This window comes from Psychrobacter sp. JB193, from assembly GCF_002285555.1.
GTDB lineage: Bacteria > Pseudomonadota > Gammaproteobacteria > Pseudomonadales > Moraxellaceae > Psychrobacter > Psychrobacter alimentarius.
The window spans coordinates 331,341-347,323 of sequence record NZ_NRGY01000003.1; the positions used below are offsets into that span (position 1 = coordinate 331,341).

Annotated in this window: 7 protein-coding genes; 1 reads left to right on the plus strand and 6 read right to left on the minus strand. The window is 46.9% G+C overall.

The window, feature by feature from the left end:
* Window positions 1–32: 32 nt before the first annotated feature.
* From CIK80_RS14590 to CIK80_RS15595, 3 genes are read right to left on the minus strand one after another with little or no spacing between them, the layout of a single operon-like run.
* Window positions 33–773, minus strand: coding sequence for a peptidase (locus CIK80_RS14590; RefSeq protein WP_095570610.1), 741 nt, complete (start codon window positions 771–773; stop codon window positions 33–35).
* Window positions 774–809: 36 nt separating this feature from the next.
* Entirely contained in the window at window positions 810–1,595 is a 786-nt protein-coding gene (locus CIK80_RS14595) for a transglutaminase family protein (protein WP_062844599.1), read from the minus strand.
* Between the two features lie 60 nt (window positions 1,596–1,655).
* The gene (locus CIK80_RS15595) at window positions 1,656–3,752 is read right to left on the minus strand and encodes a circularly permuted type 2 ATP-grasp protein (protein ID WP_343286960.1); all 2,097 of its coding nucleotides are present in this window, start codon (window positions 3,750–3,752) and stop codon (window positions 1,656–1,658) included.
* Window positions 3,753–4,033: 281 nt separating this feature from the next.
* Here CIK80_RS15595 and CIK80_RS14605 point away from each other — a divergent pair, with 281 nt between their 5' ends.
* Entirely contained in the window at window positions 4,034–4,672 is a 639-nt protein-coding gene (locus CIK80_RS14605) for a GDSL-type esterase/lipase family protein (RefSeq protein WP_095570612.1), read from the plus strand.
* Window positions 4,673–4,745: 73 nt separating this feature from the next.
* Here the strand turns inward: CIK80_RS14605 and CIK80_RS14610 are convergent, their stop codons facing one another.
* From CIK80_RS14610 to CIK80_RS14620, 3 genes are read right to left on the minus strand one after another with little or no spacing between them, the layout of a single operon-like run.
* Window positions 4,746–6,173, minus strand: a complete 1,428-nt coding sequence (locus CIK80_RS14610) for a reverse transcriptase family protein (RefSeq protein ID WP_218830339.1) — start codon at window positions 6,171–6,173, stop codon at window positions 4,746–4,748.
* A 3-nt stretch (window positions 6,174–6,176) separates the two neighbouring features.
* A complete protein-coding gene (locus CIK80_RS14615) occupies window positions 6,177–8,330 on the minus strand; it encodes a hypothetical protein (RefSeq protein WP_095570613.1) in 2,154 nt (717 codons plus the stop codon).
* Window positions 8,320–15,975, minus strand: a complete 7,656-nt coding sequence (locus CIK80_RS14620) for a HEAT repeat domain-containing protein (protein ID WP_095570614.1) — start codon at window positions 15,973–15,975, stop codon at window positions 8,320–8,322. The genes CIK80_RS14615 and CIK80_RS14620 overlap by 11 nt, the downstream gene beginning before the upstream one ends.
* Window positions 15,976–15,983 lie beyond the last annotated feature (8 nt).

Genomic DNA, 15,983 nt, shown 5'->3' on the forward strand with positions numbered 1-15,983 from the left:
GGTTTAGATTGGGTTTCGTAATACGGGATAACCTAGCCCCAATAGTTGTCTGGACATTCAGGCAATTCAATTAAGGTATTACGCAAGGCGGCTGACCACTGACGGCTAATGGTCTTGAAGTACTCATCGTCTTCTTCGATACGGCGGCCTTTTGGTAACATCAGACTGTCGTTTTCATAAATCACAAAATCAATGGGCATACCGACGGACAAGTTGGAGTGTAGGGTGGAGTCAAAAGACAGCATCAACGCTTGAGCTGCATGATTGACATTGGTGTCATATCTGACTGAGCGATCAAGAATCGGCTTACCATATTTGCTTTCGCCCAGCTGAAAAAATGGCGTGTCTCTTGTAGCTCTAATACAGTTGCCCTCAGGGTAGATCATGTATAGCTCGGGCGGTTGCCCTTTGATTTGACCACCCAATAAAAATGAGCTGGTAAACGTGCGGCTATTGTTATCATTAGCCACTCTCTGCGCGTTTGCCATGATGTTACGCATGCATTCACCAACCATTTGCGCCCCATCAAACAGCGATGAGACAGTGTTGAGGCTACCTTCTGCACGTAAATTAATATCGCTTTGCAGTTTATTAAACACAGCTTGCGACGTCGCCAAACTGCCAGCGGTTTGTAGCACCATAAAGCGCTCACCCTCAACGCCATATTGGTACAGTTTTCTAAAGGTTGAGATGTGATCAACCCCTGCATTGGTGCGAGTATCGCTGGCAAAAATCATCCCTTCTTTGAGACGAATGGCAGCACAATAAGTCATAACAAATCCTTGGTAAAAATGAGCGTAGAAAATAATTTATGATAATCTTGAAACCAGTACCTGACTGTAAAGATTTTCGTAACCACCGCCCATCCTTACACCGCGTACAGGCGCTGCATCTAAGTAGTCGCGGCCAATGGCGACGTACACATGAGAGCTTGGCTGGAACAACTGATTTGAGATATCAAATGTGTACCAGTAGCCATCTAGCCATACTTCTGCCCATGCATGACTGGCCATGTGGTTCTCGGTATTATCATAGAGATAGCCTGATACATAGCGCGCTGGAATCTGCTGATCTCGTAAGCACCCTAAAAAGATGTGGGTATGGTCTTGGCACACGCCGGCGCCAATTTCAAAAGCTTCAGCAGCCGTTGTGCCGACATGAGTGAGGTTTTTGATATAAGGCACTTTTGTGAGTAGCTCAGCGGCCATCGCCTTTAGACTGTCATGAGTCAGCGTTTTTAGATAAGGCGCTGCAAATGCCCGCATATTTTCTGAGCACGCTGTCAAAGGGCTTTGTACGGTAAATAACAGATAGGGAACATGGTCCATATCCTCTAATCGCTCTGTACTCGTATTAATTTCGACAATACCGGACGCTTGCATTTGTAGATTGTTATGCGCCTCATTACGGCTGAGTGTCAGCCAGTCGTTGCCAAAGCCATCTTTTTGACTGGTGGCTACCTTGGGTAGCATGACGTTCCACTGATGAATGATTTGATGTGGCAGCTGCATGGGCGTCATGCGGATATATTGCACACTTCGATGTGCCAGCTCATCGTAATAATAGTTGGTTTGGTGACTGATTTGAAGTTTCATAGCATCTCCTATTGTTCTGATTGTTCCGCACTCAGGGTTTTGTTATTAAGTGATGCTGCGTTAGACCCCTTGCTGCAATATTGTGCTGCATTCTTTGCTCAAGAGCTGAAAGTCGCTAAGCTGTTGCGATTTAATCATCTGATTGGTTAGACGAATCAGCTCACGCCAGCGTGTATTTTCTGGTAGCTTATTGATCCAGTGCTTGAATTCAAGGCTGATATTGACTGAGTCCTCATTGAGAAATACCGTACGCTCCAGTTGTTCAAAATGCCGCCCCAATTGCCAAAAGCACGTGACGATAGGATGCTCTTGCGCCATCGCAGCATTACAGGCGTGTAGTTGTAGCGTCGCCGCTCGATACGTGCCCGCGCTAGACAATCTTTTAATTAGGTTATACAGCTCAGCGGTATCTTTACCGATGACACCTTTGGCTTCTTGCACATTGGTCTCAATAGATTGGACAATATTGGGTATCTTGTCTTGTTCCAAGTCACTCAGCATCTGAGCTTTTATCGACTTTAATGGCTGGTTTGGATCAACGTTAAAACCCAAATGGTTAATCAGATGCTGCAACTGTGTTTTTTTAATATTGCCTTTCACCAATTGTTTGATGATGCTGTCATAATAGTACAATCGCTCACTGTAGCGACCGAGCCACACCAGATGATTGGCGGTAGATAGCAGCAATATCATTGGTGCATTGTCAGGATTTTCATAACCTGCTTCAAGCGGCTGCACAGGATCATGATAATGTGAGTGACTTGCGGTGATTGCTTCTATCGATTGTTTATCCAGTTGGTTGTCTGATTTTTTGACCATTTGCCTAGATGATGACGTCAAATTGCTGTCGTCGATAATCCACGTGTCTTTGATACCGCCGCCTTGTGACGAGTTGACAACCAAAGAGCCTTCAACCATGGCCACTCGCGTCAAACCGCCAGGTACAATGTCCACTGAGCCATCACCATGGCTCAATATGAAGGGGCGCAAATCAATATGACGCGGTGCAATCCCGTCACTGACAGCAGTAGGATTGGTGGAAAGTGAGATCGTAGGCTGAGCAATAAATCCAGCTGGATTGTCTAAAAGACGCTGACGGTAATCACTGATTTCTTGCTTAGTAGAGGTGGGGCCAATAAGCATGCCATAACCACCCGAGCCTTGTGTCTCTTTGACAACCAGTTTATCTAAATTATCCAGCACGTATTTGAGTTCATCTGGTTTACGGCACTGGTATGTTTCGATATTAGGTAGGATAGGCTCTTCGCCCAGATAAAACTTAATCATATCTGGTACAAAAGGGTACAAGCTTTTGTCATCGGCCACGCCAGTTCCGGGTGCATTGACAATGACCACGTTGCCTGCACGGTAGGCACTCATGAGTCCTGACACTCCCAAAATAGAGTCTGAGCGAAACGCCAAAGGGTCAATATAAGGGTCGTCAATGCGGCGATAAATGATATCGACCTGCACTTTACCGCGAATGCCCTGCATGTAGACTTTACTGTCTTCGACAATCAAATCGTAGCCATGTACTAAGGGTACGTTCATCTCGTGTGCCAAAAAAGCATGCTCATAATAAGCACTGTTAAAACGTCCTGGCGTTAAGATAGCTATCTGTGGGTCGTATTTACTGGTTGAGCTGGCAAGACAGGATTTGAGGCGCTGTGGATAGTCACTGACGCCCAAGATAGAGCTTTGTGAAAACTGATCAGATAATAGCGTCTCTGATATTTTTCGGCTCTCAAGCATATACGAGACGCCAGAAGGGGTGCGTAGGTTGTCCTCCAACACACAAAACCGACCCGACTCATCTCGAATAAGATCAATACCACTGATATGGGAGTAGATGGGCTTATCAAGCTCAATACCTATCATCCATGGCTCGTAACAACCACTGGCATAGACGTAGCTGGCAGGAACAATGCCAGCTTTCATAATGGCTTGGTCATGATAAATGTCATGCAAAAACGCATTGAGGGCGGTAATACGCTGCTTACAGCCCGCTTCTATCTGACGCCACTCACTTGCCGCGATGATACGGGGAATAATATCAAATGGAATCATGCGCTCAATGTTTTTAGCATCACTATAGACCGTAAAGGTCACCCCTTTACGATAAAATATATCGGCAGCTTGCTCGTTGAGATGGTTCAAGGCATCAATGCTGGTATTGTCCAGCCAATTGCCGACAGAACTTGCTACCAGTCGGTATTGTCCTTTGCCGTTTTGGAGCTCATCAAAACTTTGCGGTTTTTTTAGTATGCTTTACAGCAGAGCACTTGTATGGTGCCCAACAGGTAGTCTATCTCCTAGATAAACTATACAACGGATACTGATCAACATACAACAAGCGTTAAATGATAGGTTTTAAGATATCTCATTTTAATTCTGATAAATTTAACTCAATTGGTATAAAAAATAGGATTGAAGCAAGTATGGAGATACGTGGTAAGTTTTTGGCGCTGGTCAGTCTGGGATTTGCCGCCACTATCAATATGAGTGGCTGTAGCAGTAACCCTCAACAAAACGCCTTGCCAGCAGACAGTACCGTTATCGCGCTTGGGGATTCGCTAACTTATGGTTATGGCGCAGATCTAGAGATGGCTTACCCTATGGTGCTTTCTGAACTGACGACATGGACAGTCATCAATGCTGGTGTCAATGGTGATACGTCCGCAGATGTACTTGCTCGAGTAGAGGAAGTGGCCAAAAAAGCACCTGATTTAGTACTGCTGGGTGTGGGTGGTAATGATGTATTACAACGTATTCAGCCCGAGACCACGCGAACTAATATTAATGCCACTATCGATACATTACAGTCTCAGGATATCGACGTCGTTCTCATTGCAGAGCCATACATTAGCACCAGTGCATTGTTTGGTAAGGCAAGTGATAATCCGATATATGAAGAGATTGCTGAAGCAAAAAAGGTGCCGTTATATTCAGACGGCTGGTCAGAAATATTGTCAGATGACACGCTAAAATCTGATCGCATTCACGCCAATGCAACAGGCTATCGACAATTTGCAGAAGGGCTGTACGAGTATTTAAAAGAAGAAGGTGTGGCACAATAATATGTTGACTACAATAGAGATAAGCAAAACCATTTTTTGGTTTTACCTATCTCTAATAATGATTTTAATACCTTTAAGCGACTATGTCAGCTTTCGTATGGCTTTTCGCCTTGGATAGCTTACCTTGGTCTCGTAGCGCCTCAATTTTCTTCAAGTATCTTTGCCCCAATTCAGGCTCCGCAGAGGCAATCCAAGCGGCGTACCCTGATAAGGTTTCAAGCGTCTCGCCGTCATGTAAGGGTTGATCTGACGCTAGATTGTGCAGGGAGGCGCGCAGCATACGCTTGATTTTGCGCGGTACGCGTGGCACGCCCTCGCCATTGACCACCATGCCAGTGACAGTGTGCTGATTGCCCATACGAATAACGCGTGTCTTATCATTGTTCAAGTTAAAACCTTCTTCACGCAAAACTTTATGCACAGAACCCAATAGCTGCCCAATGAGTTGATTATGATCAGCAGGCTGGACGGTGTTTTTGGTGCTGGTAGCGTTGTCTGGTAGGCTAAAAGTCAGATCATCGGCATAGCGGCTATAACGCAAACCCATCTTGTCCGCCAGTCCTGTTAGCCGTCGGTCAAGATTGACGCAAACGATATTGGTTAAAGCAGGGCTGGTCGGCGCGCCTTGCGGTAACGCTCTGTCACTAAGCGCCACGTAATAGGTTTTGCCATTTTGTTGCACCATCTGCCTTGGCGATTCGGTACACAACAAAGCCAGCAAAGTGGCGATTTGCTCAGGATAACCTGCATGGCGAAACACGCCTTTGACGCGGCGCCAGTGCACGCTTGGAAAGAAATCTTTTACATCCAGTTTGATCAGTAGGGTACTATTAGTGTGTACCGCCGCATTGGTAATAATGGATTTGCCACGAACAAACCCGTGAGCGGCTCCATGCGTCATTAAGTTATTTAGGATATTCTCTAAAATCCAGTGCTGAACGAATTTGAGTCGAGGAATGGGTGACCATATCTGCCGAGGCGTACCGTTACGCTTATTAATCGTAAAATGCGTATAAGGGATATTGGTTGCCACCTCTCTTTGATAACACAAACCTTTTAACTGTGGCACTGTCAGATTGACGGCGCTTGCCAATTGCGTATGCTTGCTGATGAGGGGCAGTTTGTTGTCAATGAGTCGATTGCTGGCATCTTTAGTGTCCCATTTATCGATGCTGGTGTCATCTGACCAATAAATGTGGCGCCCCAGATAAACGATATGCTGTGATTTATAGGCTTGCCATGCCATTTTTTTGAGGGTTTTTTCTTCAGCGGCTTCTTTTTTAAGGGATTTTTTATAGCGTTCGCGCTCTTTTGGCGACATCGTATCTATGGGTTTGCGCTCAACCATAAACCCGTGCTGTAGCATTTGCTGCTGGATATATTGATAACGGCCACCCGCGTCTTCAATATCTTGCCACAGCTTTTGCCATTGACGCTCAGCAGGCGTCATTATTGGGGTCGGACTGATATAATCGGTTTGCTGATTGTTTGGTGTGGTCATGGGTTATACCCCTTTATTTTCGATAAAGCCTTGGGCTTCAAATCGGGCAATGTGTTGTAAAAAGGCGGCATGGGCTTGGGCAGGTTGATTAAATACAAACTGCTGACGTGTGCTGTCATCATCGATACTGTGTTCAATCAGTACTTTTTTATGATCGCACGTCACATGCACATAGCTGATCGTGTGTGCGCTATGGTTGTAAGCGACTGGCTTTGCCTGCGTATCACTTGATGGAAAACCTTGGGCGAGCGCCGATAAGTCCAGCACTTCATTGGTAGATGATTGAGAAGCGTGTTCGGTTGATACGTTATTGTTTTTAGATGCTTTTTGTTGCGGTTTGGGCACACGTTTGCTGAGGGTGCGCATGTCATGCCAGCTGTTTGTCTGTGTGTGGTCGTATTGATGATGGCTTAAGCGCAAAGCAATCAGGTGCGCGCAGACCCCTTGGCTCAGGCGATGCTGTAAATACTGCGGGCAGCTACACGCAGCGCGACTGACCAAACCCTCATCCCCCAGTTGTAGCTGGCTTTGATAAGTACGGCGATCTTCTTTGACATGAATATCGGCACTGATTGAGACGCCTTGTCCCACCACCGTTTGGACATTGAGATTCTGTACGCCATCTTCTCGGCTAACGATGTCAAATGCCTGTTTTTCTGCCTCGTTATGATGTGCAAACTGCGCCATGTCGAGCGGCGTTTGTGTCAACGGACGATAGTAATAAGACTGGTTGGCCATATCATAGCGAATCAAACCTTGCTGCGCACCCGACAGCAGCTGCTGCCGGACGTGACTGGCTATAAGGTTATTTTCTGGCGTACTCAAACGCTCGCACAAAGCGTCAATACGGCTTGGCTGCTCGACAAGCGCTTGCACCAAAGGTACTAAATCATCGTTATCACTGTTTGGTGTGTTTTGCTGCGGACGCTTGGGCAATAATAAATCAAAATTGAGTGACTGCGACCAGTTGGCTTGGCTAAAGCCTGTCATGGCAAAGGTAAAATGAAAGCCCTTACCTGTGAGCGTCCAGTAGCTTGGCATCCCTTGTCCAAGCAGCGACACACTGACCGTATCGGTATGCGGTAATAAGCGCTTTAATAAACTTAAACGCCTGCGACCCCACAAGCGAATGAGCTTGGCTTTTTGTCCTTGATACAGGGTTTGCTGGCGGCTCACTTGACTGGTGACGGTAATATCAAATGGCTCTAAAATCATCACGGGCAGCTGCTGCGGTATGAGCTCAATCAATAAACCGCGGCGCTTACCTTTAATATCGGCATGCATGCGCAGCTCAAACAACACGTTGTATAACGCAATAGGATCAAGATCAATCCGTTCTTGTGCCAGTTGACCTGCTGACTGTACTTGCAATAATGCGCGTATCCAACTTTTGGGCACATTGATGCGTTTTTCGATGACTTCCTGTTTACTATCCTCATTGACCGCGCTATCCATTTCGGTCTCAGAATTATCTTTTGGCTCTGATACGTTTGAGCGCTCTAAACGTATCGCTTCTTGACCAATATCTAACGTGGTTATTTGATGATCACGGATTTGCTCAATGCCATCAAATAGGGCGCTACTGTAGTCAATGCTGGTAGTACCAAGCACGGGAGCAGATACTGTTTCAAACAAATCGTGCTGCAAAGTCAGTTGCGCATAGCAGCCTTCATCACGGCTGAACACCTCAAAACTGACGCCTGCTTGATGAACTTGAATGATAGGGTCGAGCAGACAAAAGGCCAAAGGGTCATTGTCAAACAGCCATGTAAAATAATCACGCTGCGCAGAAAATAGGTTCTTATGACGACTGGCGCGGCGCATTTGCATAAACACCGTATAGGCGGCACGGTCTTTTGGTACATAGCGGTAATCGCTACTGACCACGTCAAATAACGCCAGTAAGCTGTCCCGAAAAATCAGTGGGTCTTTGAGCTTGCCATGAAAGCTGACTGCATCACGCTCTAGCTGTGTGAACAATACCACATGCTGGGTGTGGTCAGATTGCTGATCTGAGGATAAGCTCACATGGCTTGGCGCGGCATAATTGAGCTCCATCATCACGCCATTAGCGTGAGTCTCATCTTTGTCTGCTGGTGTTGCCTCTTGACTGATGACGGTTTGGTCAATTGAGTTGTCTATTTGTTTATTGGTCATGATAATGTCCTTCGCCCTGATTCTGTAGCTTGTCTGTCGCCTTTGTATGAATGCTTCTCATCGCTACTACAGTAGGCAGTTGCGGGCGTTTTTGCTGAGCGCGCGTCATAGCGCGTTGCCAGCGGCGCAAAACTTTATAAGCCAGTTTTTGAATATCCATGTCATCATCAGCAGGTGCTTTGCTTAAAGCATCCAGCCACGTGCCAATATTAGGATCGTGCAGCTGCCCAAGTGCTTCGATGGCGCGTATCCGTATTGACGTCTCAGCATGGCTGTCCTGCGCCCAGTGATAGAGGGCAGCGGCGTCTTTGGCCTTAATCGCTGCTAATAACGGCTGGCTTGAATCTGGCTGAGGTGTAGCGATAGATGTCAGTTGTGCTTTAGCTGTTTGCGCCTTTTGCACAGTCAAGCGCTCAAGCAGGGTCGACAATAAGGCGTTATTTTCTGCTGCCAGCGGTACTATTGGATTGTTGGCTATATTGATAAGGGTTGGTATTAGGTCAGCAAGCAGATGATCGTCGCTTGCCTGCCGTGCCAGAAGCCCTAACAAGGCTTGTTGCCAGTACGCGCTGACCGCCGTCGCCAGTGCGGCTACGCTGTTGATGGCAGGTGAGGTTAGCTGAGCGCTTAACCAGTCAAATAAAGCATTATCAGGTACGCCATAGCGGCAGGTGATCCACAACAATTGAGTAATCGTGGTGGCTGTATGCTGCATTTGAGTCAACCACGTATCATGGTGTCTCATGACAGGCTGCGCTGTGACGATATCCAGTAGCGTTTGCCATCGATGCTGCGCGGTGATCAAGTACTGCTTGCAGTCTATCTGCATTTGCGTATCAAGATACTGACTAGGGTACTGCGTTATATAGCGCAAACCTATATGCTGTATCTGCGCATCCGGGCTGTCGATCAAGCTGCGAAGCTGCCGCTGGCTCATGTTAGGTTTTGCCAATAGCGCATTTTGTAATAGGGTAAATGTCTGCGCGGGCAGTTCATGGATATGCTGAGTAATAAAGGGTGCCAGCATATCAATAGTGCTATGCGTCACGATGCGTTTTAGGCTAAGCGCTGCTAGCAATGTAAAATCTTCATTTGGGTTTTGTATTGCCGCCCAGTCATACGGATAGATATGATCAGTACGGTTGCCCCATAGGTTTTGCGCAGCCGTATAAGCGGTTTCTAGTATCGCTTCTTGATTGGTATCTTGTCTGAGAATATCTAACAGCATCTCTTTATTCGCATCGCTATCATAATGCGATAATAAGGAGATGGCATGCTGCTGCGGTGCAAATAGGAATTGCTCATGTAACTGGCGCTGTATGTGTTTGCGGATTTGCGCCCAAGCATTGCTGGTGTTCAACCAGCGTAGCCCATTTAACCAATGAGTGATAGCCGGGTTATAAGGTTGTAATTCAGGGTCTGACAACTGCGCTGTCAATAAAGCAAAAATCTGCGCGCTGTATTCAAATGCGCCGCCCTGCGCGATATGTCCCAACGCTTCAGAGGCCACGTCTTGTAAGTAGTGCTCATCATCTTCTGCCAGTTTGGTTAACTTATCATACGCCTTGTAGAGGGCATGCGTGTCTGTAGGTTGAGAATGAACCTGCATCATCTCACCAATAGCCAGCACACTACGGCGACGCATATCACCATCAGTATGGTAGTCAATACTGGCCATTAACGTGCTCAAACCCTCACTATTGCCGCAGAGCGCCAAACCTTCTGCTGCCAAAAACGGCACTGACGCCTCTTTGTATGATAAAGCTTTTTTGAGTATGTTTTTTAGGACGTCTGCATGGTGTTTACGTTTCTTGGCACGATAAGAGACGGCCTTGATCAGGTTTTGCATATACTTAGCAGGTAGCTGCTCATAAGACAGAGCTAAGGTTTTATCAATACGCGTGGCAATATCCTCCTCTTTAATCTGGTCTGCACCAATAATCGTATCTAACGTCCATACTGGAGGGACCCAAGCCAATGATCTTAGTAGCTGAGCGGCATGCCCATAGTCGGCATGGCGTAGGAGCAAGATAAATAAAGACAATAGCGCCTCAGGATCTCTGGGATACTGTTGTTGTAGCCAGCGCACGTCTTTATCCTCGCCCAAATAGTCATGAATAGGCTGGTCGTAACCACTGATCATGACGAGTGTATCAAACAGCTGCTGCCGCTCCTGAGATGAATGAGCTGCTGGATGTTCGAACATTTTTTGCAGGCGGTCGCGTAAGGGAGTAGCCATGTGCGTATCGCGCAGTGCGGCAATAGATTTGTATAAGTCCGCGTTTGACAGCTTGAGAGTGGCATGGTCTAGCAAGGACAATAGCTGCTCGCGACTTTTTTGCGCCGCTGTTTCAACCACCTTTGTGTCCACCGCTTTATCAATATTATCAAGATGCGCTGCCGTTTGAATACGCTGGCAAGATTGCAATACTTGAGTAATGAGGGATAAAACCTGCTCTTGCTCGTATTTGCTTGTACTGTCCATTAAAAAGACAAACAACTCATCCATCAGCTTAGTATGATTAAACCCTGTATCCGTAAACAATACGCCATTAAACTCGATAAGCTGCATAAAGGTCTGATAGCGTGCCTGCCAGTCGTGACAGTGACGTGCTTGTAATAAAAAGGTCAACTTGTCTTGGCGTAAGGCTTGCGCTTGGTCAGACCCGCCTGCTGTCTGAGAAGTGCGCGTTGTGATGTGACGCCATTCGCTCACCACTTGCCGTAACAGTGGTAGGCTCTCTGTATTCAGCGCCATGAGGCTGGCTGGTAAATGACCCATACGTTCTTTTAATAGTTGATAGGTCTCTTCTGCCAACAGATCATGATTGGTGAACAGTAAGTCTGTTAGTGGTTGATTGCTAGCGGCTTCTACGTCCACTTTGCTATCGCTCGATACAGATGCAGTTTCAAGGCTGTTTATCAAGCAGTGCAAACCACGTTTGACCATATCGCGATACGGCGTATTCATGGCACATTCAGCCAGCTTTGATGCAGAAATAGGCAGCGTGGATAAGCAGTCCCACACCAGCTCACGCGTTTCAATGCGAGGGCGATGAAGCAGAGGCAACAGCGCACGGCTGACACTGTCCGACCAGTCGATAGCCTCACCTTGATTGCTGGCAGCTAATGCAGTATCTGTACTTGGTGCTAGAGTCGGTTTGGGTTTGGTCAGCCACATCAGCCCGCGAATCGCTTGCTCGGTGCTGCTGTTACTATGATCGTTTTCACGAATGACGCCAAGCCATACGCCAAATGCAAGGGTTTGATACGTATCATCAATGTCAGCATTGCTCATACCTTGCTGGCTAAGCTCGTCGGTATCAGCTGGGTAATGATGACGTTGAAGTAAAATCTCGATACTTTCGATGCTACGCTGCCATTCTTGTAGAGCGGCAAATACCTTGGCATCATCCTCATAAGATTGCTGCGAGAGCAGACGAGATAATTTACCCAAAACTGCCACCGCTTGAGCACGTATCAAAGGGGCCTTGTGCTGAGTTAAATATGCAAATTGCTGTAAGCCTGCAACATTGACCATACTGAGTATGTGGGCGCGTGCGTCAGTCGTGCTACGCGTGTTGGCACCGCTTGTCTCTGACGACATCGTCAGCATCTTTGGATGAGCTACCAAAATGGTATCAATCTTCTGCGACAAGTAGTCACTGAGATACTGCCAATTGGACATCGAAGGTAGGTGAAAGCGTGCCAATACATGTGCATAAACAAACGCAGTCTCATTGTCGGCAAAGCTCAATGCCTCAATGAGGCGCTCGGGTCGAGTAAGTGGTGATACCAAAGCATTGAATATGAGCAATAATCTGGCGGCTGGCGCATACGTTTGATTATCAAATAACAGCCGTAGCTGCTGTGCTTGAGTAATACCCAAGCCTGAGCGCGCTTGTAGCCATTGAATAGCCCCAATAGGATCAACAAGATGGCGCAGGCTGTCGTTATGGCTTTTGCTAGAGGTATGAGTAGATGCGTTGCCAAAAAAATGCTGCCCACGGTTGTCGCCCCAGACTGCCAAAGCCAAGCTGGCAGATTGACGGATGATTGGGCGCTCGTCTTGTTGCCATGTCGCCAGCACCTCGGTATCTTGAGGCGTGACAATATACATAAGCTTGGGCGCAAGTGAGCTAAAATCGGCATCAGGATGGTGTAAGTAGCGCGCATACCAGTCTAAGGCGTGGTATTTATTAGGTTCTGAGAGCGTTGCCAACCCTATTAAGGCATCGGTGATCTGCTGATGCCACTGTTTGTAATCTTCATTGTCTTTTTTGTGGCTGGCAGATATAGGCATCTCTTTATTCAGATACTGCGCAAACACGGCATAAGCGTTTGCTTGGTACTGCGTCTTTAGTGGCTCAGGGTAATTGATGGACTGACTTGCCAGCAGTTTGGCGACGGTCAGTTGGATATCAGGGTAAGGACTGCTTAGTCCGGCAGTAAATAATGCTTCATGGTTGGTGGTCGAGTTGAGCGAAACTCCAATATCAGTCAAATTTAGCGCGACTGCTAATGCCTGCTGGCGCAAGTCCATACTGTCGCTTGCCAACAAATCTATTAAGGCGGGCATTAACGCGCACAGCTGCTGAGTGCTGGCTTTGGTTTGTAATTGGCTCAGCGCCAAACGTTTAATATCGAGATGAGGGCTGGCAAGTGCGTCCAACATCAGATTGGTAAATCCGAAACGCTTGCTATTTTTAAGCGCCGTATCAAAAGCTTGTTTACGAATATGGGCAAAGTTATCAGCAAGCAGCAAAGTCAGCACCGCCTGGTACGTGTCTATACCGTCCGGTGCCGTACTTATTTTTGATGTGCTCTGTAATAAGAGTCGCTGCCATTCTTCTACTGCCACTTGATGCACATCTTCAAACAGGCTGTGTTGTAGCTGTTCAATCATATTAATGATAGTGGTTTTGGTAGTACGTTCAAGCGTTTTATTGAGTAACACTTTTACCACTTCTAAGCGAATACTGGTAAAGGGGTTATTGAGTGCTTGATCCAGTACCGTGCTCATATCTGATGGGTCAGAAATCGCTTTTTTGTTGTTTAGCACTTGTGTCAACAATATTGCAAGCGCACGCTCATGAATGTCTTGATGCTTTGAGTCAAACCCAAACGCCACCCAAGATAAGTCATCATCTACCAGTTTTCCTAGGGCGCTCATAGCGACTTGGCGTACGCCAGCATCGGCATCATCAAGCAAGGTGGGTAAAATGCTTTTCCCATCGGCTAGCTGTAGATGACCTAGGGCGGCCGCAACCCCTGCACGAATAAAGGCATCGTTATCATGATGCATAAACCGTATTAGGGTGCCAAATGCGCGCGCATCCTCTAAGCAGGCAAGGGCGTAGGCGGCGCGAAAACTGATGTCTTCGTAGCGGTTGCTCAGATTTTGTAATAGAGGCTCAAGACAGGCACTACTGAGTATAGGACGTGATACTACCGTTGCCGTAGTCGCCGTTTTGGCGGTGTTTTTGCTTGCTTTTTGCGTGGATGTTTGCTCGACTTGGGTGGCAAAATCTTGCGTATCTAATGTAAGGCTGACAGTAGTATCATCTTCTTGAACGGTATGCTCGGTCGCATTTTTGGTTTGGTGTTCAAAGCGCGATCCTATCATGACATTTAATAGCTCATCGTAATTGGACGTATGCTTATCTACTTTTATATTGTCAAAGACCGTACCGCGCAGTAAGCGAAAGTCATCAAAATCAGTCAGTGTACGTAGTAGCTGAGCGTCTTCTTTTGCACGGGCCTGCTGCTTTAAGACCGTAATGAGCTCAGGCTGCGCCAATAAAGCCGCATAAAAAGCGGTTTGTCTGACGTCAGCTTGATGGTGGCTTTGCAGCAACATGAGCTGGCGGGACACTTCTGGATTATCCAATAAACCGCGCTGATACAGTCGAATCAGTCCTGCCTGAATGGTGTCAGGATAGCGGCTATCCAACGCCATAATATCTGCTTTTGGGCTGGCGTCTGGTAGCAAGTGCTCAAGCGATGCTAATGCTTGTCGGCGAACGCTCAGCATGGAGTGCGACAGCGCCACCTGCAAAATGGATACAACGCGAGACTGTTTGTCTGTATCCTGAGTGGCGATTGTTAGATAGCGTTGTAGCGTGGCACTAATAACGTCCTCATTCGTGGAACGTGCAAGCGCATCCTCTAAGTATGAGGGTAATGCATTGAGTTTTGTTGTAGCAGCCGTCGTTAACCCGTCAAATGCGGCAAGACGCACACGGCTGCCACGATTTGAGTGAAGCTGCTCTTCAAGTATGGGTAAACGCGCATCAAGCGTTATACCAGCTAGCCACTGTACCAACTGCAGAGCGCGACTGTTGCTCAAACCGTTGCTGCGATCTGCAAAGAGACGCCCAACCAGTTTTATCGTTTGATTACTCACTTGTGATTCAAGCAGCGCCATACCCTCCAAAAACGCCGCTTCACTCTGATTACTACTGTCGGTCAATCGCTGCTGAAGCTGATGGTAGCCATCTTCAATGACCATAGCAACCGCAAGCAACTTACTGTTTTGTGCCTCATCGATGGGCAAAAAACGAAGACTCTGATCTGACCCAATAGCCAGCAGCGCAGGTTTTTCTGCATAATTTGCGTACACCAGTTGCTGTGTTTTGCTAAGGTCGTCTTTGCAGGTATTTGGTTGACCTTTATCAAATGCCCAGGACTTCACACTGCTGTCATCGGCGCTACTAAATAGGCGCGTGTCTGAGACACAAAGCGCAGTAATCATTTGATCATGCTGGCTTGATTTGGCTCTATCTATCGTCTGTAGCTCGCCTTGTACATGGGTGCGATAAAGGTGCTTGTCTGCGCCTGCTGAAAAGAAGTAATGACCAATAGGCTCAAAGCATAAAGCGCTCACACGGCCTTGATGCAGAGGTTTACGGCTGCTTTGTATTAGCTGACCACTACTATCGTCATCATTATTTAGCCATTGATAGCTACTAACGTTACCAAGATCATCGCCTATTACCAGCCATTTACCGTCACTTGATGCGGCAAGGGAAGTGGCTTTTTGAGTCTTGCTATCCGCATAAGGTTGTACGACAACCTTTGTTGCGATTGATTTTAAAGCGTTATCATCAGTAAGCGTACAGATGACAATGTGATGAGGGTACAGCACGACGATTGCTTGATGCAGCGTAGTCATAGCAATCGCTTGTGGGTTGCTATTCTTCGATAAGGATTTATTAAAACCCTCAACGTTTATATCCGTGTCCGCGGTTTCAGTTTCAGTGGTATTGTGAGCTTCAATTATGCTTGTGAATAACGACATGCCACTGATTTTATGAATTGTCTCTCCCTGCCAGTCGGTCTGATACAAGTGCCCATCACAGCCAAGCAGCATAATAACGTCATCAGTTACCGTGGCAATGGCCTCCATTGCACAGGGTAATGTAGCGTCTGCTAAGCTTACTTGCTCACCCGTATTATCAAGTCGATACAAGGTTGCAGTGCTTTCATGCACGCCTATCGGTTTTCGAGTGATAAACAAACTGCGACCTTGCGCAACTGACAACGCTACTGACTTTGTGGTTTTTTTTGTCGTATTGTCAGTATCAGGCTGTCTGCTAACCAAGCCTATAATTTGACCCCAGTAGGGCAATGTGGTTGTTTTCATGATCTAAT

Excerpts from the sequence above, each read along its gene's own strand:
- CIK80_RS14590 (WP_095570610.1), bottom strand. The coding sequence starts at position 773 with ATGACTTATTGTGCTGCCATTCGTCTCAAAGAAGGGATGATTTTTGCC.
- CIK80_RS14595 (WP_062844599.1), bottom strand. The coding sequence starts at position 1,595 with ATGAAACTTCAAATCAGTCACCAAACCAACTATTATTACGATGAGCTG.
- CIK80_RS14605 (WP_095570612.1), top strand. The coding sequence starts at position 4,034 with ATGGAGATACGTGGTAAGTTTTTGGCGCTGGTCAGTCTGGGATTTGCC.
- CIK80_RS14610 (WP_218830339.1), bottom strand. The coding sequence starts at position 6,173 with ATGACCACACCAAACAATCAGCAAACCGATTATATCAGTCCGACCCCA.
- CIK80_RS14615 (WP_095570613.1), bottom strand. The coding sequence starts at position 8,330 with ATGACCAATAAACAAATAGACAACTCAATTGACCAAACCGTCATCAGT.
- CIK80_RS14620 (WP_095570614.1), bottom strand. The coding sequence starts at position 15,975 with ATGAAAACAACCACATTGCCCTACTGGGGTCAAATTATAGGCTTGGTT.